This is a genomic window from Candidatus Hydrogenedentota bacterium, from assembly GCA_035450225.1.
In the GTDB taxonomy this organism is placed as follows: domain Bacteria; phylum Hydrogenedentota; class Hydrogenedentia; order Hydrogenedentales; family SLHB01; genus DSVR01.
Map to the genome: position 1 here is coordinate 235,376 of DAOTMJ010000002.1, position 24,515 is coordinate 259,890.

Genomic DNA, 24,515 nt, shown 5'->3' on the forward strand with positions numbered 1-24,515 from the left:
TGGAAACTCCCGTTTGATTTTGTTTCGTTCGATTCGGTGGAATTACGATCGAAATCATGCGCGCGATAATGCGCACGATAAGGCGCACGATGACGAGTACGATCACGAAGAGAAACTGGGTTTTGGCGCTAAGCACGTTGGATGCATTCGCCCTGAACAAGGGTGGTGGCGAAGTGTGTTTTCGGGGTAGAATCGTCGCATGACTTACGGATCGTCAATCGGGCTGCTGCTGGGCAATATCATCCATGCGGCAGATGTTTTTTGGGCGCGCCGGCTGCACAGACGTCCTCATTTTCTTCCGGTACTACTTTTGTTTGTCACATGGCAGTGCAACAGGCGCTGTTCGATGTGCGGGGTGAGCCGGATTCCATCTCCTTTGAGCGAACCGGAACTGTCTCTGGAGGAATATGTTGCGGTTTTTCGATCGGCCCGCCGCCTTGGAACCCGCCTGATGCTGGTTTCGGGCGGTGAGGCACTGACGCGGGGCGCCATGCTTTTCGATCTGATAGCCTCGGCCCGAGAACATGGCATCGCCACCCATCTCTGCACGAATGGCGGCCTCGTGACGGACGAAACCGCCGAACGGCTTCAGGAATGCGGCACGCAGAGCATCTCCGTTTCGCTGGAAAGTCCGGAGCCGGCTGTCAATGATCGTATCCGGGGCGCGGGATCGTATATCCAGGCCATCGAGGCGCTGAGCCGCTTTCGCCGCTTGGCGCCCCGGATACATCTGGGCGTCAACTGCACGATTACGGCGCTTAATTTCCGAGGAGTGGCATCCATGATCCCCTTTGCCGAATCACTGGGTGTCCACCAGATCAAGTTCGCTCCCGTCCATGTGAACCTGTTGCATCAGCACAAAGAAAAGGGGGATTTTGGCGAACTGTTGTTTCAGGAGTCGCAATTGCCCGAACTTCGGGCGGAGATGCGCGCGTTGTCCGCAGCCGTCCGAAAGACGCGATTACTGGCGACATCCCCGTATTTCATCAATCAGATTCCCGACTCACTGTGGAATCGTCGTCTGACGATGTGTTTTGCCGGTTACTCTGCCTGCGCGATGGACCCCTACGGCTATATCAGCCCTTGCCCGGATATCGCCACGTCATTGTCCGTGCGGAAGCGTCCGCTTGACGCATGGTGGCGAAGCGAGGAATTCGACGTGTTGCGCCACCGGGTGGATGCCTGCGATTGCCGGTGTTGGGATGCCTTGTTCGCCGAGATGAGCCTGCGGTTGGGCGATCATTCCCTGTGGGATGGTTTATGGCGCACGTTGCGATCATTCACGTTCTACTACGGAAAGCCACGGTCATGATCCCGCGACGTTGGGTCAATCTCGATTCTTGCTTGCTTCGCGACATCCGCGATTGGATGCAAACGCCGTTGACGTCCGACAAATCGGAGGTTCGGGAATGGGAGCGGCGTTTCGCGGAATATGTGGGCATGCCGGATGCCGCCGCCCTCCATTCGGGCCGCCGCGCCCTTATGCTGATAGTCGAGCATATGGGCTTGCGGCGCGGAGACGAAATGATCGTGCCTGCCTACACATTTGGCGAGATTCTGCATCCGATCCAGGCGCTGGGTATCCGGTTGATCCCCGCAGACATCGATCCGGTGACGCTGAACGCCACACCGGAATCCATCTCGGTGCGCATCACTTCCCGAACGCGCGCTATCTTGGCGCTCCATGTGTTTGGTGTGCCCTGCCGCATTGCCGAAATTACGGACATGGCCGCGTCGCGGGGCATCGGAGTCGTGGAGGATTGCGCCCACGCGCTGGGATCGTCCGTTGCCGGCAGGCCTGTGGGTACGTTCGGGGAGGCCGCCCTGTTCAGTTTCGAGATGACGAAACCGGTGAATACTTTCGGCGGCGGCATGCTGGTTGGTCGTGATCCGATGCTTCTGGATCGTGCGCGGGCTGCGAACGACGTCGAACCCTTGTCGCATGCGGCGCTGTTCCGAAAAATACGCGCCACGCAATTCGAACAGTTCCTGTTTCGCAGCCGGCTTGCGTTCCCGTTGTTGTATCTGTTGTCAACTCCGTCGTGGCGGGACGCCATGAACCGACTGTACCGGCGTTCCCAAGAAGCGCACCGGAGCCATGAGAGATATTCGTCCGTTCGGGCTCGTCTGGGTTTGCGCGAGTTGGAAACCTTGGAAGAACGGCTCCAATGGCGGAGGCGGCGGGCCGCGCAATACCGGCAGATGTTGCGGGACGATATTCGCTGCCAACAGGTTTCCGACGGACTCGAAACCACTCACTACTTTTTCGTGGCCATCCTGCCGCGTGATGCGGCCGCCGTGCGCCGCCGTCTACTGTTCAAAGGGATAGACGCCGGAGTGGAAGAGGAAATCATGGACAATTGCGCCGCCATGCTCGGATACCCCGATTGTCCGAACGTGGATTATGTCTTTCGGCGGGCGATTGCGTTGCCGATGTACGACGGGATTACGGAAGACGCCGTGTCCCGTGTAGCGGAGGCCGTGAACGCAAGCATCTGAGCAGCCACTATTCACCCGGATTTCGTTCAGTAACACGCTCGACCAGAAAGAGCGGACGCCGCCGCACTTCGTCATAGATTAGACTGATGTACTCACCCAAGACGCCTATGCCCAGCAGATTGATTCCACCGAAAGCGGCTATGAGAAAAGCGACAAGCGCCCATGTAACCGGGAGCGTTCCCAGCGCATACAGCACAACGCTCAGAAGAACCACCACGCATGCCATGGCCATGGCCGCCATGCCCGCCAGTCGAAAAACAAACAGGGGCGCAAAGGAAAACGAGAAAAACGCCATGAGGGCCAGATCCCATAAACCCCGCAATCCCATTCGACTCTTGCCGTGTCCCCTTGGACGCCGCTCGACGGGTATGCCGATCTGATTGAATCCAACCCAGCACCGCAGACCGGGAATATACCGGTTGCGTTCGGGCAGGGCGTTGATGGCGCTGACCACGCGCTGGTCCAAAAGGGCGAAAATTCCGCTGTCCAACGGCAGGGAAAGTTGCGACATGTAACGCAGGGATCGGTAAAAACACCATGTCAGAAGGCGAAAGATCGTGGAATCCTTCCGGGAGGAACGGACGGCGTACACGACGTCATATCCTTCGCGCCACCGTTCCAGAAAGGCGGAAAAGACCCCGGGATCGTCCTGCATGTCGGCATCCATCAAAATGACGACATTGCCTTTGGCGTATTGCAAGGCCGCGGACGCCGCCGCGCAGAATCCAAAATTGCGCGACAGGTGAATCACGCGTAACTCACCGGGATATTGGGTGGCCAACGCGTCCAGTTTATCTCCGGTTCCGTCGAAGGATCCGTCATTTACCAGCACGATCTCGGTATTCGCCGATAATCTGAGCGCCGCCAGATGACGGCGCACTTCCTCGACGAAGACGTCTATGCCTGCAGCCTCATTGAATACCGGCACGGCTACTGACAAGCACTGATTGGGCTGGAGTTCTCGCATGCGGTTCTCATTCCTTGTCGGCCATTATCGTGTCGCGACGAAACCAAGTCAAATTGTCGTGTTGCCTGTTTTGTTCATATTCCTGCGGCTATGGTATTCTGACGCCTATTGCAACGATCCACCATGCGGAACAGCGTTGGAACTCCGTGGGCGCGTTTGTGATCCAATATCCAAGCGCCTTGTAACGAATAACGAGGTACGATGCGGCGGATTATCAGCGGTAGTTTGAAAATCATCGTAACGGGCGGATTGTTTCTGCTGTTGTTTCGCCCGCAGACCTTTGGGCTGAGGCCCGACCAGTTCGGCGGCGTGACTCCCATGGCCTTGTTGGAGGAGATACGCGCGGCGGATGCCTCGAACCTTGCGGTCTGGCTCCTGCTGGCGGTCGTCATCAAACTTTCCGGGATGTTGGCCGGCATTGCGCGATGGCAATTGCTGTTGAAGGGGCAGGGGCTGTACATGCCGTTCTGGTATATGACGCAGAGCTGGTTCGTCGGGCGCATGTTCGGCATTTTCATGCCGGGCACGATCGGACTGGACGGCTACCGGCTCTATGATTCGTCGCTTTACACCAAGGAACCTCTCAAATGCACCACGCTGATCGCCGTTGAGAAACTCATCGGTTTCATTTCACTGACGTTTCTCGTGTTTCTGACGTTTCCGCTTGGATTTCGCCTGCTCAAGATCAACGTGGCTATTTTGGGGGTCATTCTCTTCGTGCTGGGCGTGTTCGTTCTGGCCACATTCCTGCTGCTCCTCAACCCGCGCGTGATCCAAGTGATCGTGTCGGTTGTCCCCGCGCCGGGCGCCGTCCGCCGCATGGTGGACAAACTGGGCGCGTCCATTACGGCCTACAGCGGCCAGCGCCTGTTGTTGCTGGCGGCGGTCGTGTGCGGCCTGTGGGTGCATTTCGCGACGTGCCTGATGTATTTCTGCACCATGACCGCCCTGCGAGCCCCGAACACGGGCCTGCTCGACGTTCTGTTCGCCAGCCCGATCATGATTTATGGGACTGTTATCGGGCCGTCCGTCGGCGGTGAAGGCATTCGCGAAATCGTGTTCGCCACCCTGCTGGGCGGCAAGAGCGGCGTCAGCGCGGCCGTCCTTTTCAGCCATCTGGGCTGGTGGGTCGGCGATGTCGTGCCGTTTCTGATTGGGTTGCCGATTTTTCTGATACGGTCGCGCCCCGGACGCGCCCAATTGCAGGCGGAACTGGCCGAGGCCCGGAAGCAGGCCCCGGAAGACACGCATGTACGGCTAACTCCGTGGGCCATTGTCGAATACCGCCGCAATCTCATCAACTGCCTGATTGCCGGAATTGCGGCGGGGCTTGTTACGGGGGGACTGGGCGGCATAGGCGAGGCGGCGTGGTTTTTTTCTCGCCTGTCCGGTCTTGCCGAAGGGTCTGCCTTCTGGTGGGGACCGGCCGTATACGGCCTTGTGTTTGCGGCAGTGGGCGCGGGCGTAGCCGGCGCGCTTGCCTTCCTTTATTTGTTGATAGACAAATTTCCGCCCCTCTACGCGACTTTCGGACTTGCGATGGCCGGAACGTCCGGGCTTGCGGGAGTGGTCGCGATCTGGCGTTATATGCGCGATGTGTTGATTGGTCATGTCCCCAACCTTTCAACGCTTGCGCCCCTGCTGGCCGCCATCGCCTCGGCGGCGCTGTTCGCGGGACTGGCGGGCGCTCTGTTTCACGGCGTCGTGTTGCGCGGACGCTGGCGTCTATTGATCGCATCGGTAATGGCGTGGGGCCTGATTGTCGGCGGCGGTTCGCTCTATGCCGTTTTGGGGATGAGGCATCCTGCCCTGCCCGCGTTCAGTCCCCCCGCGCATTCGTCCGGTCCGAACATTGTATTGATCGTTGTGGACGCGCTGCGGGCGGACGGCTTGTCCGTGTACAATCCTCAAGCGAAGGCCCATACGCCGCAACTGAACGCATTCGCCAAAGATTGCGTGGTGTTCAATCATTGGTTCACGCAGGCGCCATGGACGAAGCCCGCGTTTGCCTCGATATTCACCGGGCGCTACCCGGAATCGCACACGGCCACCACCAAGATTTCAATGTTGCCCCAAGGCATAGGCGCCTTTCCGGAGAATCTGCGGAACGCCGGATATTACACGAAAGGCTTCGCAAACAATCCCCACATCATGTCGCCGTTTCATTTCGACCAAGGTTTCTGCGACTATGTTGACTTGAAGCCGCGTCTGTATTTTTATGCGGGACCGTCCGCCGCGAAACTGGCCGTATACGAAGTGCTTCGGCACGCGTGGCACGCGTTGGCCTCGAAAGTCTACAAGCGCATGAATGTGCGGGATTTCTATCAGCCCGCCGAGGACGTCACGGACGAGGCGTTGGCATGGATTGAAAGTCCCGAATGTCCAAAAAACGCGCCGTTCTTCCTCTTCCTGCATTACATGGACCCGCACGATCCCTTCATGGACCATGCCAAACCGGGTGTTGGTTATGCGCGCGTGCGCATGGAACACCCCGATCCGGACACGTTTTTGGAACCGATGAAGGAGGCATACGACAGCGAAATCGCTTATATGGACATTCATCTGGGCCGGCTGTTCGACGGTCTCAGACGGTATGGCCTGTACGACAACACAATCGTTCTGTTTACCTCGGATCATGGCGAGGAATTTTTTGAACATCGCGGATGGTGGCATGGGCAGACCCTGTTCGATGAATTGCTTCATGTGCCGTGCCTGATCAAATTGCCGCGATCGGCCCATGCCGGCGAGCGAAACACGGGGCTGGGCCGCCATGTGGACATTGCGCCGACGCTCCTGCAACTGGCGGGCGCCCCGCCTTTGGCCACGGCGGCCGGGCAGGCTGTCATGGGGCCGGACGGCGCTTTTGCCAATGCCGGCATTGCGTTTGTTTATGCGGAGAACGACTTCGAAAACAATGTTCTGCAAGGTATTCGGACCTTGGACAAGAAGGTCATTCATTCCAATCCGGACAATCCCCGCCGGCAACCGCCGGTCTCCTGTTACGATCTCCGGGCGGATCCCGGCGAGCAGCACAACTTGGCCGCTTCGGGCGCTCCGTGCGATCCGGGGCTCGAAAAGGCGCTGACCGACCTGCGCGCCTTTTCCCGCGGGCAGGGAACCCAGCCGGCCTTGGCGGGCCCACTGACCGAAGAACAAAGAAGCCAATTGGAGGGCTTGGGTTACCTGGGCGGGAAGTGAGGTCCTTTGTCCCCAAATTGATGTGAAACCCGGCCGGGATGGGTGTTGTGTTGATGGGCTTTGTCGTATAGATTTCCGACCCAACGTGGGCGATTGGCGCGGCTCGGCGGCGCAGGGTATAATGCCGCTTCGTTTTTCATTGGAACAGGTTGCGGCAGAAGGGAGATTGTTCGATGGCACAGATGGTTCCGGGCGCATATGCCTATTTCAACGGCGGGTATGTTCCCATCGAGGAGGCCAAAATCAGCATCATGACCCATGCCCTCAATTACGGCACGGGCTTGTTCGAGGGCATTCGCGGGTACTATGTAAAGGAAGAGGACAACATTCTTGTTTTCCGACTCAAGGAACACGTGGACCGCATGGTGCGCAATTTCAATGTCCTCTGCATGGAAGTGCCCGAAGACGCGGAACAAATAGGGGAAATCTGCCTTGAGGTGGTGCGGCGAAGCGGTTTCCGTGAAGGGGTCTACATCCGCCCGATCTGTTACAAGAGCGAACTTTCGCTCGGGCCGAAACTTCGCGGAGTCGAAAGCAGTTTCTGTTGTTACACGATTAAACTGGGCGATTACTGCGACATCGAGTCGGGATTGAATGTGGCCGTTTCGTCATGGCGGCGCCTTTCCGACAACGCGATTCCCTCGCGTGTGAAGGCGACGGGCAGTTACCTAAATTCGTCGCTCGCGGCCACGGAAGCGAAACAGTCGGGATTCGACGAGGCCATTTTCCTGCGCGAGGACGGCACGGTGGCGGAGGGAAGCGCGATGAACCTGTTCATGGTGTTGAACGGTCAGATCGTCACGACGCCTCCCACCGCCGACATCCTTGTCGGCATTACGCGCAATACGATCATTGAACTGGCGCGCGAGGAACTCGGGCTCGAGGTGATCGAGCGCCCCATCGCGCGGACGGAACTCTATGTCTGCGACGAGCTCTTTTTCTCGGGCACGGGCGCCCAGGTGGCCCCGGTCCGCTCCGTGGATCGCCGTATCCTCGGTTCGGGCACGCCGGGAGCAATTACGAAACAACTGCAAACATTGTATTTCGACGTCGTTCAGGGCCGGGTGCCCAAGTATCGCAAGTGGTGCACGCCGGTTTATTGACGGGCCGGACTTTTTGTTTCTAGCCGTGGAGCGTGTATGCTATGCCCGTTTCGTGGCATTTGGGAAATGGTGGAATATGGGAACCGGGAGAGTGTGGACATGAACCAGTATCAGATTCTGCTTGATCCGGCGAAGCTGCCGGATGCGTGGTACAACATCAACCCCGACTTGCCGGCGCCGTTGCCGCCGCCGCTTCATCCGGGCACGTTGCAGCCGTTGAAGCCGGAGGATTTGGCGGCGTTGTTCCCGCCGGGACTCATCGAACAGGAGGCGTCCATGGCGCCGATGATCTCGATACCCGGCGAGGTCATGGATGCCTACCGCATGTGGCGGCCGACTCCTTTGCGCCGCGCCTACCGGCTGGAAAAGGCCTTGGACACGCCGGCGAAGATTTTCTACAAAAATGAAAGCACCAGCCCGGCCGGGAGCCACAAACTGAACACTTCGATCGCGCAGGCGTATTACAACAAGGTTGCCGGCATTACCGAACTGACCACCGAGACCGGCGCCGGCCAATGGGGCACCGCCCTTTCGATCGCCTGCGCGGCGTTTGGCATGAAATGCACCGTGTTCATGGTGCGCGTCAGTTTCACGCAGAAACCCTACCGCCGCACGCTCATGCAGACCTTCGGCGCCAAAGTCGTGTCGAGTCCCAGCGACGAGACCGAATACGGGCGCAAGGTGCTCGCGGAAATGCCGGACACGACCGGCAGTCTGGGCATCGCCATCTCGGAAGCCATCGAAGTCGCGGCCAAGAGCGGCGGGAGCATCAAGTACAGCCTCGGCAGCGTGCTGAACCACGTGCTCCTGCATCAAACCATCATCGGCGAAGAAGCAAAACTCCAAATGGATAGCGTGGGCGAGTATCCGGACGTGGTCATTGGATGCTGCGGCGGCGGATCGAACTTTGCCGGCCTTGCGTTCCCGTTCGCGCCGGACAAGATTCGCAAGGGAAAGAATATTGATTTCATCGCGGTCGAGCCGAAAGCCTGCCCGACCCTGACGCGCGGCATCTACGCTTACGACTTCGGCGACACCGGCCAGATGACGCCGCTGCTCAAGCAGTACACCCTGGGCCACGATTTCGTGCCGTCCGGGATCCACGCCGGCGGACTGCGCTATCACGGCGTGGCGTCGCAACTGGCGCTGCTGTGCAAGGAAGGCGTCATGCGCGCCGTGGCGTGCCACCAGAACGAATGCTTCGAGGCCGCCTCGCTCTTCGCGCGATGCGAGAGCATCGTGCCGGCCCCGGAATCGTCGCACGCCATTCGCGTTGCGATTGACGAGGCGATCAAGTGCCGGGAATCCGGCGAAAAGAAGACAATCCTCTTCAATCTCAGCGGCCACGGCCATTTCGACATGACCGCGTACGACGCCTATTTCAACGGCAAACTCGAGGATTTCGAATTGGATCAAAGCGCCATTGACGCCGCCGAGGCGCGCATTCCAAAAGTGTGAACAAACCCATCGAAACCAAAGGCAGGAGACGCCCGGCCGGGCGTCTCCTCTTCATTCCGGAGGAGAAGCGTTGGCTATCGTGGACACGCCCTGGGTGGACGGACTGACAATCGGCGAGGCGCTGTATCGAACCGTTCGCGATCATGGTTCGCGGGATGCCGTGGTCTTTCCGCGCCTGAACTTGCGCTGGTCCTACGACGAGTTTTTTGATCGCGTGAAACAAACGGCGCGCGCGTTCATGGCCTTAGACATCGAGGCCGGCGATCACATCGGCATCTGGAGCACCAACTGGCCGGAATGGATTCTCGCGCAATTCGCCAGCGCGCACATCGGGGCCGTGCTGGTCAACGTGAATCCGGCGTATCGCGTGCATGAAATGGAATTCATCCTCGGCGCCGCGGATATCAAATTGCTTCTGTTGACGGATGCCTTCAAGCACAGCAACTACGAGGACATGATCGCCTCGCTGATTCCCGAACTTGAAACCGCACCGTTCGGCAAGCCGCTGGCGTTGGAACGTTTCCCTTCCTTGCGGCAGGTTGTCGGCATCAAGGCCGCGCCGTCCAAGCCGGGGATCTGGCCATGGGAAGAATTCACGGCCCAAGCGCGCCGGATTCCCGAGTCGGATATGGCCCGGCGCGCCGCCGCGTGCAATTTTCAGATGCCGGCCAATATCCAGTATACCTCCGGCACCACCGGCCAGCCCAAAGGCGCCGTGTTGACCCACCGCAACCTCCTGATGAACGCGTTTCATGTCGGGGGCCGGCAACGGATGGGCAGCGCGGACCGCCTGTGCATTCCGGTGCCGTTTTACCACTGCTTCGGCTGCGTGATGGGCACGCTCATGTGCGCCGTCCATGGCGCGGCCATGATTGTTCCGGCGGAGTCCTTCGAGCCGGAATCGGTGCTCGACGCGGTCGAGAAAGAACGCTGTACGGCGCTGTACGGCGTGCCTACGATGTTCAACGCCGAACTGAACCACCCCGACTTCGACCAGTACGACCTCTCGACTTTGCGCACGGGAATCATGGCCGGCAGCCCGTGTCCCATTGAATTGATGAAACAGGTCACGCAGTTCATGCACCTCTCCGAGTTGACCATCGCCTACGGCCTGACGGAATCGTCGCCGGTAATCACCCAGTCGGAAACGTCGGAGCCCATCGAGGTCCGGGTGAGCACCGTGGGCACGGTCCTGCCGGGGGTCGAAGTCCGCATCGTGGACCCGAAAACGCTAAACGACATGCCCGACGGCGAACCGGGCGAACTCTGGTCGCGCGGACACGGCACGATGCTCGGCTACTACAAGGATCCCGATGCGACCGCCAAGGTCGTCACGCCCGACGGATGGCTGCGCACGGGCGATCTTGCCGTGCGGACCCCTTCGGGCCATTACCGCATCACCGGGCGCATCAAGGACATGATCATCCGGGGCGGCGAAAACATCTATCCGCGTGAAATCGAGGAATTCCTGCTCACGCATCCGAAGATTTACGACGCGCAAATCGTCGGCGTGCCGGACGTGCATTACGGCGAGCAGGTGTCCGCATGGATCATTCCGAAGGATCCGTCGCTGACGGAGGAAGAAATCCGCGCCTTTTGCAAGGGCAACATCGCCCACTATAAAATCCCGCACTATATCGAATTCGTGCGGGAATTTCCGTTGACGGTTTCCGGCAAGATCCAGAAGTTCAAACTGCGCGAAGCCGGCATCGAGCGTTTCCATTTGCAACAGGCCGCCGGAACCGAAACGGCATAGCAAAACGGGGAGGAGGCCGTTATGGCGCGTGTTCGCTGGCAGGTTCTATTGGCCCTGTCGGGCCTGTTGTTTCTTTCGCCGCTTGTCGCGATCCGACCGGTTCGCGCGGAAAGCGTCATGCTGCCGATGCGCGACGGCGTCCGGTTGGCCACGGATTATTTCCTGCCCGAAGACGCGCAACCCCCGTTTCCCGCGATCGTCACGCGCACATACTATGGCCGTGCGACAAAGTACACCGATGCGATCGTCCAGCGATTCGCGAAACGCGGCTATGCCTATGTCATCCAGGACGTCCGCGGGCGCGGCGGCAGCGAGGGCAGGGACATGGCCTTCGATGACGACGGCTGGGGCGAACGGCAGGACGGCGCGGATACGATTGCGTGGGTGGCCCAACAGCCGTGGTGCAACGGCCGAATCGGCACATGGGGCGGTTCGGCGCTGGGCATCGTCCAGGTGTTCATGGCGCCCGTGACGGACCGCGTAGCCGGCCAGGCGATTTCCGTGGCCTGCTCGGATTTCTACCAGCAAATCGCTTACCAGGGCGGCGTGTTCCGCAAGGCGCTGTGCGAGGATTGGCTCAAGATGCAGAAGAGCGAGCACGTACTCGAAGTCTGGCACGCCCATCCCACATACGACGCTTTCTGGGAACGCCACAACGTCGAGCCGGTCGCGGACCGCGTCACGGCGCCCGCCGTGCACATCGGCGGCTGGTGGGACATCTTTTGCCAGGGAACCATCAACAACTTCGTCACGCGCCAGCACAACGGCGGTCCCGGCGCGAAGGGCCGCCAAAAACTCATCATGGGCGCGTGGCTGCACGGTCCCAAGGCGGATCCCGGCGACCTCGTGCTGAAACCCAATTTCGGTTTCGATGTGGGAAAGTACGAGGACCGGTTTCTCGATCATTACGTCAAGGGGGAAGCCAACGGGATTGACGCCGAGCCGCCCGTCAACTATTACACGCTCGGCGACGTGATCGAACCGAACGCGCCCGGCAACGAGTGGCGCACCGCGCAGGATTGGCCGCCTTTCCCGACCGTCGAAACCGCGTACTACCTCCATGCGGACAAGTCGTTGTCCACCGAACCCGCCGCCGGCGGCGAATCCCTTGCATTCACCTACGATCCCGCGAATCCGTGCCCCACGCACGGCGGCGCGGAATTGACCCTGCCGCCCGGTCCCTACGATCAACGCGAACTGGCCGCGCGCCCCGACGTGCTGGTGTTCCAAACGGCGCCGCTCGATGCGCCCATCGAGATCACCGGCAATGTGAAGGCGCGCCTGTACGTCTCGACCGACGCGCCCGACACCGATTTCACGGCCAAATTCATTGATATCTATCCCGATGGACGGCAGATCCTCATGCTCGACAATATTCGCCGCCTCAAATTCTGGAAAGGCTATGCAAAGGCCGAACCCGTCACGCCCGGCACGGTCGTCCCGCTTGAAATAGACCTGTGGACCATCAGCCTGATTGTGAATAAAGGCCATCGCATCGGCCTGCACGTCTCCAGCAGCAACTACCGCCGATTCGAAAAAAACCCCAATACCGGCGAGGACTTTCCCGGTGCGGAACTGCGTATCGCGCGCAACAGCGTCCACATGGGCGAAGCGCACCCCAGCGCGCTGCTGCTGCCCATCCGGTAATTCCGAATAGCGGGATTATTTCCGGAATTTCAGAAGGCGTTTGAGCACTTTGCCCGTCGCGCCGATGGGAAGCGAATCCATGAATTCGACCTGTCGGGGATAGGCAAAGGCGGCCACCCGGTCGCGGGCCCATGCGACGAGTTCGTCCGCGGTGCATTGCGCGCCTTCCTTGAGGACCACGCATGCCTTGACTTCCTCGCCGTATCGTTCGTCGGGAACGCCGATCACAGCGCAGTTGGCGACGGCCGGATGGGTCATCAGTACGTTTTCGATCTGCGCGGAATAGACCTTGTAGCCTCCGCGATTGATCATGTCCTTGCTGCGTCCCACGAGGCACAGTCCTCCGCCGGCATCCTGGCGGGCCAGGTCGCCCGTGTGAAACCAGCCACCCGCCAGCGCCTGCCGTGTCGCCTCGTCGTCGTTGTAATACCGTTTCATGCAGGTGGGACTGCGGACAATAATTTCGCCCACTTCCCCGGGCGGCACATCGTTCATCTTGTCGTCCACCAGGCGAATCTGTACCCCGCCGACGGGGCGTCCGATGGCGCCGGGTGTATCGTTGGCCGTATACCGATCCACCGTGGCAAGGATGATTTCCGTGGCGCCGTAGCCTATGCGAATGTCCACGCCGAGTCTTTCCTCGAAAAACCGGTGTACGGCGGGCGAAAGCGCGGCGCCGCCCGAGATGCACAGCCGCCACTGTCCCGCAATCGCATCCAAGGCGATGCCCGATGATTCTACCGTCTCATAAAGGCGATGCAGCATGGGCCCCACGCCGTGAAAGACGGTCACGCGTTCGCGGGCCATGGCGCGCCAGACGTCCTCGGGGCTGAACCGGGGCATGATGACAATCGTCGATCCGGTCAGAAACGTCGTGAGCAGTATCGAGCAGCGGAAGGCGCCGAAGAGGGGAACCGCGGAAAGGCCCACATCGTCATGCCGGATGCCGTGTTCGTGTCGCACAAGGACGGCGCTCAGGTATTCGCCGGCATGGGAATGCTCGGCGCCCTTGGGGACTCCCGTGGTGCCCGATGTAAACGTAATCGAACAACTCGCGTCGTTCGGCAGATCCACCGACTCGAAAACATCCGGTTGGCCGTGATGCAGGTCGCGCCACGATCGGCATTCGGACAGTACGGAAAGACCCTGCGGATCGTCGGGTATCGCCCGAAACTCCCTGCATCCGGGCGTGGCTTGGAATGCGTCGAACCCATGGCGGCCAAGGGGGGAATCGGGCGTGCCCTCATGGCATAAATAAACCACGGCCTCGGAATCGCGGAGTTGCTGCGCGATTTCATCCCGCTTGAGCAGGGGGTTGAGCGGCACGGCCACCGCGCCCGTTTTGAGTATGGCAAAATAAGAAATCGCAAATTCGCCACGCGATGGACACGTGAGCGCGACTTTGTCGCCGGGCTTCACGCCAAGGCCAACAAGCCCATGGGCCAGCCGGCTCGCCATCCGATCCAGTTCCGCATAGGAAAGACGGGCCGGGCCGCATATCAGGGCCGTGCGGTCCGGGAAAAGGCGCGCCGAACTTTCAATCAGTGTCGCAACATTCATCGGACAGTTCCTTTCCATAGTGTTGGGGGCCGGGAATCGCGCCGGCCCCACAGGGCAGGGCAACAAAACCCGTATAGCAGCCTGTGGCGCCGAATTCCGATTCGGCACGGTCTTTGGCCAATTGGCCGAATCGGAATTCGGCGTTACGATTTCGAAGGCTCGAATACCTTCACATCTCCAAAGACATGTTACAAAAAGCATGCGGCCGTCCACACTATGCCGCCTGGCGGGGCATGTACGCGAATCGTTTTTGCCGGCGTTGGAACGGTATGCTAACGACATGGTGCGATAGGCGCACGGGATCCGACATATAAAACTGTAAAGGTTTCGGGAGGTGACTCATGCGAATCGAAGGCAATGCGTTTTTGGTTACGGGAGGCAGTTCGGGACTGGGCGAGGCAGTGGTGCGCATGCTGGTTGAGTCGGGCGGCAGGGCCGTTATCGCCGATATTGACGCGGAGAAAGGCAAGGCCGTCGTTGAAAGCATCGGGGCGGCCGTCCGCTATGTCCATTGCGACGTGGCCGACGAGGCCGATGCCAACGCCGCGGTCAATGCGGCCCTGGACGGTTTCGGCAATCTGCGCGGTCTGATTGGGTGCGCGGGCGTGCCGTTGGTGCAGCGGGTTGTCGGACGCAAGGGTCCGCATTCGCTGGAAGATTTTACGCGATTGATACAGATCAACCTCATCGGGACCTTCAACGTGCTGCGTTTGGCGGCGGCCGCGATGATTCGGCAGGAACCCATGGAAACAGGCGAGCGGGGCGTTATTGTCAATACGTCGTCCACGGGCGCGTTCGAGGGCCAGATCGGACAAGCCGCCGATGCGGCGGCCAAGGGCGGCATCAACAGCATGACCCTGCCGATTGCGCGCGAGTTGGGCAGTTGGGGCATTCGGGTCGTGACGATTGCGCCGGGCATGTTCGACACGCCGATGATGAACCTGCTGCCCAATGGACTGCGCGCCGCGTTGGGGGCCCAGGTCCCGTTTCCTTCCCGGTTCGGAATGCCCGCCGAATTTGCCGCGCTGGCGCGACACGTCATCGAAAACGAGATGATCAACGGTGAAATTATTCGCTTGGACGGCGCCCAGCGCATGGGACCGAGAATTTGAAGCACGTTGGGCCGCGCCTTGGGCGGGCAAGGGCCGTTTGAAAGATCCCGCGTTTCTTTGATAGAGTGCCAGCCCTTGGCCGCAACCGATGTGGAAAATGGTGTGAATACGATCGCGATTGATAGTGAACGATGTAAGGGGTGTTACCTTTGCATGGAGGTGTGCCCGCGGAATTGCATCGAGCAAAGCGGCGCTCCGAATGCCGCCGGTTATTATCCGGCGCGGTTTATCGAGGATTCGGAATGCCTTGCGTGTGCGCTGTGCGGGCTGGTATGTCCGGACGTGGCCATTACCGTGCTGCGCGATGTGGATGAACCGGCCCCGGCCGCAGCGTCTGCCGAAGTGAAAGGATAGGCGCTCGTGGCCGATCGTCCAGGTAAACGCGTTCTTCAGAAGGGCAATGTGGCCATGGCCGAAGGGGCCGTGCAGGCGGGATGCCGGTGCTATTTCGGATATCCCATCACGCCGCAGAACGAAGTGCCGGAATATTTGTCCAAGCGCCTGCCGGAAGTCGGCGGCACGTTTCTGCAGGCCGAAAGCGAGGTCGCCAGCATCAACATGGTCTACGGTGCGGTGGCCGCCGGCGTGCGCGCCATGACGAGTTCCTCCAGTCCGGGTATCTCGCTCATGCAGGAAGGCATTTCGTTCCTCGCGGGCAGCCAGTTGCCGGCCGTCATCGTGAATGTTCAGCGTTCCGGCCCCGGCCTCGGCGGCATCAAGACGACGCAGGGCGACTACCTGCAATCAACGCGCGGCGGCGGACACGGCGATTACCGCACGATAGTGCTTGCGCCGTGGACGGTGCAGGAAATGTACGACATGCCCTTCCTCGCGTTTGAACTCGCCGAAAAATACCGCAACCCCGTCATGATTCTTCCCGACGCCGTGCTGGGCCAGATGATGGAAGGCGTGGTGATGACGCCACCCGGCCCGGTTATCACCTATGAAAAAAATTACATTGTGGACGGCGCCAAGGGGCGCCCCGCGCGTAATATCCGCAGCATGTATCTCGAAGGCGACGATCAGGAACTGCTGAACTACGTGTTGCGCGAGAAATACCGCAAGATGGAGGCGGAGGAGCCGCGTTTCGAGACGCATTGGACGGACGACGCCGACACGGTCATCGTGGCGTTCGGCACAGCGGCGCGGATTTCGCTTTCGGCGGCCCAACGGGCGCGGGAGTCCGGGCTTCGCGTGGGACTCTTCCGCCCGATTACCTTGTGGCCGTTCCCGGCGGACGGTTTGCGCGCGATTGCGCAACGCGTGAAGCGCATCCTTGTGGTCGAAATGAATCTCGGCCAGATGGTGGACGACGTCCGCGCGGCGCTCGATCCGAGCGTGCAGGTGGAGTTCTATGGACGTCCCGCCGGCGGCATTCCCAGTCCCCGCGCCATCCTCGCCCATCTTCAGGGAAAAGGAACGGACAAGGGGGAAGAATGGGCGGACAAGGTCGGCGCCGCGGCCAGGCACTATATCTGGTGGCGCGAAGGCGAGTTGAAACCGCGCGAAACAAGCCCCGTGGGCATTGGAGAAGCCGGCGATGAGTAAGGTCGTTTTCAAGCGTCCCCGGTATCTGCGCGATGCGGCGACTCATTACTGCGCGGGATGCACGCACGGAACGGCGCACCGCTTGGTGGCCGAGGCCATCGAGCATTTCAACGTCGGCGAAAAAGCCGTCGCCGTCGCCCCGGCCGGATGCAGCGTGATGCTCTACAAGTATTTCGACGTGGACTCGATCGAGGCGGCGCACGGCCGCGCGCTGGCCGTCGGCACGGGGATCAAGCGCGCGCGCCCCGACTTGTTCGTGTTCACCTATCAGGGCGACGGCGACCTCGCCAGCATCGGCCTGTGCGAAACCATGCACGCGGCCAATCGCGGCGAAGGCATCACCGTCATCTACGTCAACAACGCCGTCTACGGCATGACAGGCGGCCAGATGGCCCCGACCACGCTACTCGGCCAGCGCACCACGACGACTCCGGCGGGCCGCAGCGTGGACAACGAGGGCCACCCCTTGCGCATGGCCGAGATGATGGCCACCCTCGACGGCGTCCTGTACGCCGAACGCGTCGCGCTCTTCGACCCCAAGCAGATCCGCCGCGCGCGGAAGGCCATCTTCCACGCCTTCGAGATTCAGATCAAATACAACGGCTTTGGGTTCGTCGAAGTCCTCTCCGCCTGCCCTACCAATCTCCGCGTGACCCCGCAGCAGTCCCAGAAATGGGTCGAAACCGAAATGTGCAAGGTTTTCCCGCTTGGACTGTTCAAGGATGTGACCGTGGACACGCCGCAGAAGCCCATGCCGGAACCGGAACCGGGCGGAAACGGCGCCGGCCAGGAGACCTGCCATGCTATTTGAGTTCACGACGGCGGGATTCGGCGGACAAGGCATCCTCTACATGGGCAATCTGCTTGCCGACGCCGCGCTGCGCGAAGGCCGAAACGCCACGTTTCTGCCCACCTACGGTGCGGCCATGCGCGGCGGCACCGCCAACTGTGTCGTCATCGTCTCGGACGACGAAATCGGCTCGATGGCGCTCGACCAACCCGACGCGGCTGTCATGATGAACCAGCCATCCCTCGAAAAATTCCAGCCCGTCGTCAAACCCGGTGGGCTCATCGTCGCCAACGCCAGCATCATTGATCCGGCCGTGCTTGCGCGCGACGATGTCCGCGTGGTCTGGATTCCCGCCACGCAAATCTCCAAGGACACGGTGGGAACCGAACGCTCCGCCAACATCGTCGCCCTCGGCGCCTTCCTCAAAGCCGAACCCGTCGTGAAAGTCTCCACCATCGAGGCCATCTTCCGCGAAGGCGCCGCCGGACGTCGCGCCGCCATGGTCGAAAAAAACCTCGCCGCCCTCCGCGCCGGTCTCGATTATTAATCCCGGAATTACCTACGCCCAAACCTGCGAAGATGCAGGTGCAACGAATCCCATGTGCGACTACCATGAAATCACCCTCACCGCCGCGCCCGCGGAAGATTACGCCTTCGACTACTGGTGGGGCGACATAACGCCCAGCGCGGGAGACGTGGAGTCGCTGGGGCTGGATGAAGAACATGCGGAAATGGTGCATTGAAATTATAATGAGAGGAAGTTCATTTGGACTGCCGGGGGATGGAACACAAGCCCTGTGTCGGTTATAGTTTCGGCAGTTTATGACCGTTTCGTACAGTCGCGGATGGGAGGATTGCGGGCATGGATAGGCGTTTGGCGTTGGCGCTGGCCGTGTGCACGGCGACGTTGGGCGCCTGTTCCCTTGGCGGGCTGGCGGCTCGCCCGTTGCCGCGTCACGACGGGACGTTGATTGTGCCCGGTCTTGTCGCGCCGGTCACTATTCTCCGCGACACGTGGGGCGTGCCGCACATTTATGCGGAAAATGCCCATGACTTGTTTTTCGCGCAAGGCTACACGCAGGCGCAGGACCGCTGGTGGCAGATGCAGTTTTTCCGGCACGTGGGTCGCGGTTCCCTGTCCGAACTGATCGGCGAAGCGGGACTGGCCGACGATGTCTACTTTCGCACGCTGCGTCTCCACGATACCGCGGCGCGGGAAATCGCGCTTCTCGAACCCGGCGCGCGCGAGATGCTGGAGTCTTTCGTCGAAGGCGTGAACGCGTATCTCGAAGGCAAGGAACCGGACGAACTGGCGATGGAATATGCCGTGTTGCAACTGGCCGGCACGGAGATTTCCGTCGAGCCATGGTCGCCCGCCGACTCGCTCGTGTTCGGCAAAATTGTCCAGATGCAGCAAGGCATGCCCATGGCGGGCGAAAGCGCTTTTCAGGAAGTGATTGATCGCGTCGGTTTCGCGCGCGCCCTGTACTGGTCGCCGCCTTGGCCCCACGGCGTCAAACCGGCCATTCTGGGTCCCGGCGGCAAGCGGCTCGAAACCGGCGGTTTGTTCGACGCGTTGCTGCGTCCGCCCATCGGGAGCAACAGCTGGGTTGTCGGCGGGGCCTTGTCGAAGACAGGCCGTCCCATTCTCGAAAACGATCCGCACCTCGGCGTCATGACGCCGTCTTTTTACTACGAAATCGCGCTGCATAGCGCGGGCGGCGCGGACGAAGCCCCGATCGATCTCGCCGGCGTCGCCTTTGCGCCGCAGCCGGGGGTGGTCATCGGGCACAACGCGCATATCGCGTGGGGCATCACCCTCGGCAAAGGTGTTGACGCATGGGATACGTACCGCATCGCGCCGCATCCGGGGAAACCGCTCGAGGCGTATCAATGGAACGGCGGCTGGGCCGCGTTTTCCGTGCGGGAAGAGACTTTTCATGTCGCCGGGCAGGATCCCGCCACCTTCCAAATTCGCGAAACGATCCACGGGCCGGTCGTCAACGACGAGTTTGCGTCGGACGAGGCCGGATTTTCCCTGCGACCGAACGCGAAACCGCTTGCCTTGCGCTGGGCGGGGCTTGAGCCGGGCGGACTCGGCAACGCCCTGTACCGTTTGGCGCGCGCGTCGAATTGGGACGAGTTTCGCGCCGCGCTGGCGTTCTGGGACGCGCCGCCGTGCCATTTCAGTTACGCGGACGTGGCCGGTCATATCGGCTATCAACTCGCGGGCAAGGCGCCGGTCCGTCCGGCGGATCAAAGCGGAATGGTTCCGGCGCCGGGCTGGACCGAGGAAGCCCTGTGGAAGGGCTATGTGCCGTATGAAGACCTGCCGCACGCGATCGATCCGCAAGACGGGATCATCGTTCACGCGAATCAGGCCGTTGCGCATCCCGATTATTTCGCGCGGCTGAAGGCGAAACTGGCGCCCGTGTTCGGCCCGGATATCAATGTCTGCTTTCAGCCGACGGCCTATTACGGGTACCGGGCCGAACGCATCCGGCAACTGCTCGAAGGCCGCGCGCCGTACGATCTCGACGCGTTCAGCCGCATGCAGGCCGACGTGAAATGGATCAGCGCCGATGAAGTGATGCCCTGCCTCGTTTCGTTGCGGTTGGACGACGCCGCGCTTCGATGCGACCGCGATTGGCTCGCGCGCTGGGATCGCCGTTTCACGGCGGACAGTCCGCAGGCCACGCTGTACGCGCTTTTCTGGAAACATCTGACGGACGGCATTTACGCGGACGAGGCGCCGCCGCCGCAACCCAACGACGCCGTCATGTACGCCGTCCGGCTGCTGCTGGCCGACCCGGCCAATGCCTGGTGGGACGATCAAACGACACCGGACGTGGCCGAGACGCGCGACGACATCCTGGCCCGTTCCTTGCGGGATGCCCGCGACGAGGCCGTGCGGCGTTTCGGACCCCTTCGCGCCAATTGGCGGTGGGGGAAACATCACACCGTCCGATTCGTCAACTTTCCCCTCGGCATCGGCGGCATCGGCGCGATCGCGTGGCTCGTCAATCGCGGCCCGGTCGGACTGCCCGGCACGATGGAAACCATCAACGCGGCCGAATGGGTGGAGGAAAACGACACGTTCGCCGTGAAATGGGCCCCCGCCATGCGCATGATTCTCGACGTGGGCGATTGGGACAACGGCCGGATTTCGCTGGCCCCCGGCCAAAGCGGCCATCCCGCCAGCAAGAACTACGGCGACCAGATCGAGTTATGGGCGGCCGTCAAGCACCGCCCCATGCTTTGGTCCTTCGACCGCGTCAAAGCCGAAACCATGCACACCCTGACGCTGGCCCCGCCCCGGTAACAAAACATCGCCCCAGAATTACTTTATTGAACGGCCGCCAATCGCATGATAAAGTGGTTTTTGCCCCGTTGAGGCCGCCGGGCGCGATGTGAAGCCGGTTTCCGGCCATGATGAAAGAACAACAGGCATGGACTTTCGTCTCTCGGAAGATCAACTGGAAATTCAGGAGATGGTGCGCAAGTTCGCGCGGAACGAAATCGCGCCGCTGGCCGCCGAAATTGACCGAGAATCGCGCTTTCCCGTCGAGACGTTTCGGAAGATGGGGGAGTTGGGTCTCCTGGGTCTGCTGATACCGGAGGAGTACGGCGGCGTGGGCCAGGGCGTGCTGACTTTTTGCGTCGCGATGGAGGAAATTGCCTGGGCGTGCGCCTCGACCTCGTTGTCGTATCTCGCGCATTCGGTTTTGTGCGCCCACAATCTTTCGTGCAACGGATCCGATGCACAAAAGCAGAAGTATCTGCCGGATCTGGCGACGGGGGCCAAACTGGGCGCGATTGCGATGACGGAGCCGAATGCCGGTTCGGATGTCCTGTCCATCACGACTTTCGCGGAGCGATCCGGCGGCGAGTACGTGATAAACGGCAGCAAGACCTTTATCACCAATGCGCCGGTGGCGGACACGTTCCTTGTATACGTGCGGACTGACAAGCAGGCGGGGCCGGGCGGGATCAGCCAGTTTATCGTCGAACGCGGTTTTCCGGGCTTCTCGATAGGACAACCTTTGCGGAAAATGGGCATGCACGGATCGCCCACGGCGGAGATTTTTTTCGACCATTGCCGCGTGCCCGCCGAAAACCTCGTGCGGGGCGAAAACCGGGCCTTGGGGATTCTTCTGGGGGGACTCGACGTGGAGCGGACGGTGGGCGCCGCGATGGCGGTGGGCGGGGCCCGCGCGGCGTTCGAGCGCGCGCTTGCGTACGCGATGGAACGGCGGCAATTCGGCCAGCCGCTCGCCATGTTCGAGATGATTACCGAAAAACTGGCGAATATGAGCATGGAAATCGAGGCCGCGCGCCTGTTGGCCCACAAGGCGGCCTCGTTATGCGATCAGGGCGTGCGATGTTCCCTTGAGGCGTCGCATGCGAAACTGTTCGGTTCGGAAATGGCGGTGCGCGTTGCCTCCGATGCCGTGCAGATTCTCGGCGGCTATGGCTATATGCAGGAATACGAGGTCGAGCGGATCCTGCGGGATGTCCGAATGGGCACGATCGGCGGCGGAACCTCGGAAATTCAGCGGCTGATCATCGCGAAGGAAATTCTGGGCCGCAACTGAAGGCTCGCGAAAACGAAAACGGAGAAAGGTTCGACGACATGGACGCGCAGGACGCCATCTACTTTGAAGACCTTGAAGTGGGACAGGAGACCCGTTCGCCCGCGCGCACGGTGACCGAGGCGGACATTGTCAACTTCGCCGGTATTTCCGGGGATTTCCACGGACTGCACATGGACGCCGAATTCGCCCGGACAACGCCGTTCGGCCAGCGCATCGCCCACGGGCTCTTGGGCCTTTCCATCGCTTCCGGTCTCGTGACCCGCCTTCCGGACGTGCCAATGCACAAATTCGTCGCGTTTCTCGGATTGACCTGGGATTTCCGCCTTCCCCTGTTTATCGGCGATACCATTCACGCAGTGCAGACCGTTTCGGAAAAGCGCGCCACCAAGAAACCCGGCCTGGGTGTCGTCGTGTACGACGTCAAGGTCGTCAACCAGAACGGCGACGTCTGCCAGGAAGGCCAATGGAAGACCATGTACCTGATGCGGCATGCGGCGCCGCCGGATTCGGAGTAGCCGCGTGGAAAGCGCTTCGGTCATGACGCCGCTCAAGGGCGCGCTCCACGTACATACCACGTGTTCCGACGGGGCGCTTTCTCCGGAGGAGGCGTTGCGGGTCTACCGGGATCTGCGTTTCGATTTCGTCGCCCTTACCGACCACGATTTTCTGTTGCGTCCCGGCGCGTATGACCGCATACCGGATGAATTCGAGGGCATGCTGGTCTTTCGCGGGGTCGAACAGACGATCTTCGCGCGCGGATATCTCCACGTCAACCGAATCGAGGGCGATTCCGAAACGCTGCATGTGTTCAATCATCCCGCGGAATATGCCCTCGCCATCAATCAGGTTCTGGAGCGCATCCACGAGGTCGAACGGACGATCCGGATAGACGCGGTCGAGGTTACGCTTCAGGGCTTCTACACGGCCGAATACGATGTGGAGGCCCTGCCGTATCCCAAAGTCGCGTCGGACGACTCCCATACGCGGGAAGGGTGCGGCCGTGCGTGGATCGAGGTGGCGTGCGCCAAAAACAAGGATGCCGTCATTCGGGCCATCAGGAATGGCCGGGCGCGGGTCTGCTATAATGGAACGGCGCATCGGGCGGCATGGTCCAACCGGGGAGGTGTTGCCAGTGGCTAGTCGTGTGGCGATTTGCGCGGTGGCGCAGACGAAGTTCGAAGCCAACAAATGGAACCTGCGAATGCAGGGCCTGCTGTGGGAAGTTGTCAAGGGTGTTCGCGAGCAGACGGGACTCGGTTTCGGCAAGGGCGGCATTGACGGCGCCGTGACCGTTTCGGACGATGTGTTCGACGCGCGGACCATTTCCAACGGGGGCATCACCGATGTGGTGGGCGCGCATTACGGCGCGGAGGAAAAGGTCGCGGCGGACGGCGCGCAGGGCGTGTATTACGCGGCCGCGCAGATTCTCTCCGGGCATCACGAGATCGTGCTGCTGGCCGGGCACTGCAAGGAATCCCAGGCGGCCAGCCGGAACATGGTTACGCACTTGGCCTTCGACCCCTTTTACACGCGCCCGGTCGGGCTCGACTATCTCGCCGCGGCGGCGTTGCAAGCCCAGGCCTACATGGCGCGGTCCGGCGTGACGGAAATCCAGTTGGCGGATGTGGTGGCGCGATCGCGGCGCTGGGCCTCCCTGAATCCCGTGGCCCAACTAACGGCGCCGGCGAAGCGCGAGGACATTCTGGCGTCCCCGATGGTCGCCGATCCCATCCGCCGCGATTTCATGTATCCCGTGTCCGACGGAGCCATCGCGATGATCCTGGCCAACGAACAACGTGCCCGGCAGATAACCAACACGCCGGTGTGGATTGCGGGCCTTGGCAACTGTTACGACAGTTTTTTCCTGGGCGAACGGGACTTGGGCGGGAATTTCGCCCTCGAATGCGCCGCGAAACGCGCCTATGCGATGGCGGGCGTGGCCAATCCGGAAAAGGCGTTCGACGTGGCCGAGATTGCCGATCAATACGCCCATCAATTGCCGCAATATGCCGAAGGGCTCGGTTTGTGCAAATCGGGCCGCGAATGGCTTGAAAGCGAGGGGCCGGACCGGCAAAACGTCAACCGTTCCGGTGGCATGCTCGCCGGAAATCCCTTGATGCTGGGCGGGCTGGCCCGCGTGGCCGAGGCCGTCATTCAACTGCGCGGCGAGGCTGGCGAACGGCAGGTGGCCGAAGCCAGGCGCGCCGTCGCCCAAGGCGCCACCGGTCCGGCAGGACAACTTCAGACGGTCGTGGTATTGGAAAGTTAGGGAGTCGCCCGCA

Annotated in this window: 20 protein-coding genes; 18 read left to right on the forward strand and 2 right to left on the reverse strand. The window is 61.1% G+C overall.

What is annotated here, in order from left to right; translation table 11 throughout:
- Positions 1-199 precede the first annotated feature (199 nt).
- Together P5540_02585 and P5540_02590 are read left to right on the forward strand one after the other, a co-directional pair.
- Positions 200-1,312 carry a radical SAM protein gene (locus P5540_02585; protein HRT63689.1) on the forward strand — a complete coding sequence of 371 codons (1,113 nt, stop codon included), beginning with the start codon at positions 200-202 and terminating at the stop codon, positions 1,310-1,312.
- Positions 1,309-2,499: a DegT/DnrJ/EryC1/StrS family aminotransferase gene (locus P5540_02590; GenBank protein HRT63690.1), complete on the forward strand. Its 1,191-nt coding sequence runs from the start codon at positions 1,309-1,311 to the stop codon at positions 2,497-2,499. The genes P5540_02585 and P5540_02590 overlap by 4 nt, the downstream gene beginning before the upstream one ends.
- Before the next feature lie 7 nt (positions 2,500-2,506).
- Here the strand turns inward: P5540_02590 and P5540_02595 are convergent, their stop codons facing one another.
- Positions 2,507-3,466, reverse strand: a complete 960-nt coding sequence (locus P5540_02595; GenBank protein HRT63691.1) for a glycosyltransferase family 2 protein — start codon at positions 3,464-3,466, stop codon at positions 2,507-2,509.
- A gap of 201 nt (positions 3,467-3,667) precedes the next feature.
- Here P5540_02595 and P5540_02600 point away from each other — a divergent pair, with 201 nt between their 5' ends.
- The 5 genes from P5540_02600 (at position 3,668) to P5540_02620 (ending at position 12,628) form a co-directional block, all read left to right on the forward strand.
- On the forward strand, positions 3,668-6,664 hold the full coding sequence (locus P5540_02600) for a sulfatase-like hydrolase/transferase (GenBank protein ID HRT63692.1): 2,997 nt from the start codon (positions 3,668-3,670) through the stop codon (positions 6,662-6,664).
- Between the two features lie 173 nt (positions 6,665-6,837).
- Positions 6,838-7,767, forward strand: coding sequence for a branched-chain amino acid transaminase (locus P5540_02605; GenBank protein ID HRT63693.1), 930 nt, complete (start codon positions 6,838-6,840; stop codon positions 7,765-7,767).
- A gap of 99 nt (positions 7,768-7,866) precedes the next feature.
- On the forward strand, positions 7,867-9,225 hold the full coding sequence (locus P5540_02610) for a TrpB-like pyridoxal phosphate-dependent enzyme (GenBank protein ID HRT63694.1): 1,359 nt from the start codon (positions 7,867-7,869) through the stop codon (positions 9,223-9,225).
- Positions 9,226-9,304: 79 nt separating this feature from the next.
- Positions 9,305-10,981: an AMP-binding protein gene (locus tag P5540_02615; GenBank protein ID HRT63695.1), complete on the forward strand. Its 1,677-nt coding sequence runs from the start codon at positions 9,305-9,307 to the stop codon at positions 10,979-10,981.
- Positions 10,982-11,002: 21 nt separating this feature from the next.
- Positions 11,003-12,628 (forward strand): CocE/NonD family hydrolase, encoded by a 1,626-nt coding sequence (locus tag P5540_02620; protein ID HRT63696.1) that lies wholly within the window; start codon positions 11,003-11,005, stop codon positions 12,626-12,628.
- A gap of 15 nt (positions 12,629-12,643) precedes the next feature.
- Here the strand turns inward: P5540_02620 and P5540_02625 are convergent, their stop codons facing one another.
- Entirely contained in the window at positions 12,644-14,188 is a 1,545-nt protein-coding gene (locus P5540_02625; GenBank protein ID HRT63697.1) for an AMP-binding protein, read from the reverse strand.
- Between the two features lie 341 nt (positions 14,189-14,529).
- Between P5540_02625 and P5540_02630 the strand changes: the two genes are divergently transcribed.
- The 11 genes from P5540_02630 to P5540_02680 all read left to right on the forward strand — a co-directional run bounded on the left by P5540_02630 (position 14,530) and on the right by P5540_02680 (position 24,502).
- Complete coding sequence (locus P5540_02630; GenBank protein HRT63698.1) at positions 14,530-15,300, forward strand: SDR family NAD(P)-dependent oxidoreductase; 771 nt, start codon at positions 14,530-14,532, stop codon at positions 15,298-15,300.
- A gap of 102 nt (positions 15,301-15,402) precedes the next feature.
- Complete coding sequence (locus P5540_02635) at positions 15,403-15,654, forward strand: ferredoxin family protein (GenBank protein HRT63699.1); 252 nt, start codon at positions 15,403-15,405, stop codon at positions 15,652-15,654.
- Positions 15,655-15,660: 6 nt separating this feature from the next.
- Positions 15,661-16,848 carry a 3-methyl-2-oxobutanoate dehydrogenase subunit VorB gene (locus P5540_02640; GenBank protein HRT63700.1) on the forward strand — a complete coding sequence of 396 codons (1,188 nt, stop codon included), beginning with the start codon at positions 15,661-15,663 and terminating at the stop codon, positions 16,846-16,848.
- Positions 16,841-17,659: a thiamine pyrophosphate-dependent enzyme gene (locus tag P5540_02645; GenBank protein HRT63701.1), complete on the forward strand. Its 819-nt coding sequence runs from the start codon at positions 16,841-16,843 to the stop codon at positions 17,657-17,659. Before P5540_02640 ends, P5540_02645 begins: the two co-directional genes overlap by 8 nt.
- Entirely contained in the window at positions 17,649-18,185 is a 537-nt protein-coding gene (locus P5540_02650) for a 2-oxoacid:acceptor oxidoreductase family protein (GenBank protein HRT63702.1), read from the forward strand. The genes P5540_02645 and P5540_02650 overlap by 11 nt, the downstream gene beginning before the upstream one ends.
- 52 nt (positions 18,186-18,237) lie before the next feature.
- Positions 18,238-18,381 carry a hypothetical protein gene (locus P5540_02655; GenBank protein ID HRT63703.1) on the forward strand — a complete coding sequence of 48 codons (144 nt, stop codon included), beginning with the start codon at positions 18,238-18,240 and terminating at the stop codon, positions 18,379-18,381.
- 119 nt (positions 18,382-18,500) lie between these two features.
- Entirely contained in the window at positions 18,501-20,960 is a 2,460-nt protein-coding gene (locus P5540_02660; GenBank protein HRT63704.1) for a penicillin acylase family protein, read from the forward strand.
- 127 nt (positions 20,961-21,087) lie between these two features.
- Entirely contained in the window at positions 21,088-22,233 is a 1,146-nt protein-coding gene (locus tag P5540_02665) for an acyl-CoA dehydrogenase family protein (protein ID HRT63705.1), read from the forward strand.
- A gap of 38 nt (positions 22,234-22,271) precedes the next feature.
- Positions 22,272-22,748, forward strand: coding sequence for a MaoC/PaaZ C-terminal domain-containing protein (locus P5540_02670; protein HRT63706.1), 477 nt, complete (start codon positions 22,272-22,274; stop codon positions 22,746-22,748).
- A 4-nt stretch (positions 22,749-22,752) separates the two neighbouring features.
- The gene (locus P5540_02675) at positions 22,753-23,373 is read left to right on the forward strand and encodes a PHP-associated domain-containing protein (GenBank protein HRT63707.1); all 621 of its coding nucleotides are present in this window, start codon (positions 22,753-22,755) and stop codon (positions 23,371-23,373) included.
- Complete coding sequence (locus tag P5540_02680) at positions 23,366-24,502, forward strand: thiolase family protein (protein ID HRT63708.1); 1,137 nt, start codon at positions 23,366-23,368, stop codon at positions 24,500-24,502. The genes P5540_02675 and P5540_02680 overlap by 8 nt, the downstream gene beginning before the upstream one ends.
- Positions 24,503-24,515 lie beyond the last annotated feature (13 nt).

What these genes read in the sequence shown, in the direction of transcription:
- P5540_02585 (HRT63689.1), top strand. Translation starts at nt 200, where the DNA reads ATGACTTACGGATCGTCAATCGGGCTGCTGCTGGGCAATATCATCCAT.
- P5540_02590 (HRT63690.1), top strand. Translation starts at nt 1,309, where the DNA reads ATGATCCCGCGACGTTGGGTCAATCTCGATTCTTGCTTGCTTCGCGAC.
- P5540_02595 (HRT63691.1), bottom strand. Translation starts at nt 3,466, where the DNA reads ATGCGAGAACTCCAGCCCAATCAGTGCTTGTCAGTAGCCGTGCCGGTA.
- P5540_02600 (HRT63692.1), top strand. Translation starts at nt 3,668, where the DNA reads ATGCGGCGGATTATCAGCGGTAGTTTGAAAATCATCGTAACGGGCGGA.
- P5540_02605 (HRT63693.1), top strand. Translation starts at nt 6,838, where the DNA reads ATGGCACAGATGGTTCCGGGCGCATATGCCTATTTCAACGGCGGGTAT.
- P5540_02610 (HRT63694.1), top strand. Translation starts at nt 7,867, where the DNA reads ATGAACCAGTATCAGATTCTGCTTGATCCGGCGAAGCTGCCGGATGCG.
- P5540_02620 (HRT63696.1), top strand. Translation starts at nt 11,003, where the DNA reads ATGGCGCGTGTTCGCTGGCAGGTTCTATTGGCCCTGTCGGGCCTGTTG.
- P5540_02625 (HRT63697.1), bottom strand. Translation starts at nt 14,188, where the DNA reads ATGAATGTTGCGACACTGATTGAAAGTTCGGCGCGCCTTTTCCCGGAC.
- P5540_02630 (HRT63698.1), top strand. Translation starts at nt 14,530, where the DNA reads ATGCGAATCGAAGGCAATGCGTTTTTGGTTACGGGAGGCAGTTCGGGA.
- P5540_02645 (HRT63701.1), top strand. Translation starts at nt 16,841, where the DNA reads ATGAGTAAGGTCGTTTTCAAGCGTCCCCGGTATCTGCGCGATGCGGCG.
- P5540_02650 (HRT63702.1), top strand. Translation starts at nt 17,649, where the DNA reads ATGCTATTTGAGTTCACGACGGCGGGATTCGGCGGACAAGGCATCCTC.
- P5540_02655 (HRT63703.1), top strand. Translation starts at nt 18,238, where the DNA reads ATGTGCGACTACCATGAAATCACCCTCACCGCCGCGCCCGCGGAAGAT.
- P5540_02660 (HRT63704.1), top strand. Translation starts at nt 18,501, where the DNA reads ATGGATAGGCGTTTGGCGTTGGCGCTGGCCGTGTGCACGGCGACGTTG.
- P5540_02665 (HRT63705.1), top strand. Translation starts at nt 21,088, where the DNA reads ATGGACTTTCGTCTCTCGGAAGATCAACTGGAAATTCAGGAGATGGTG.
- P5540_02670 (HRT63706.1), top strand. Translation starts at nt 22,272, where the DNA reads ATGGACGCGCAGGACGCCATCTACTTTGAAGACCTTGAAGTGGGACAG.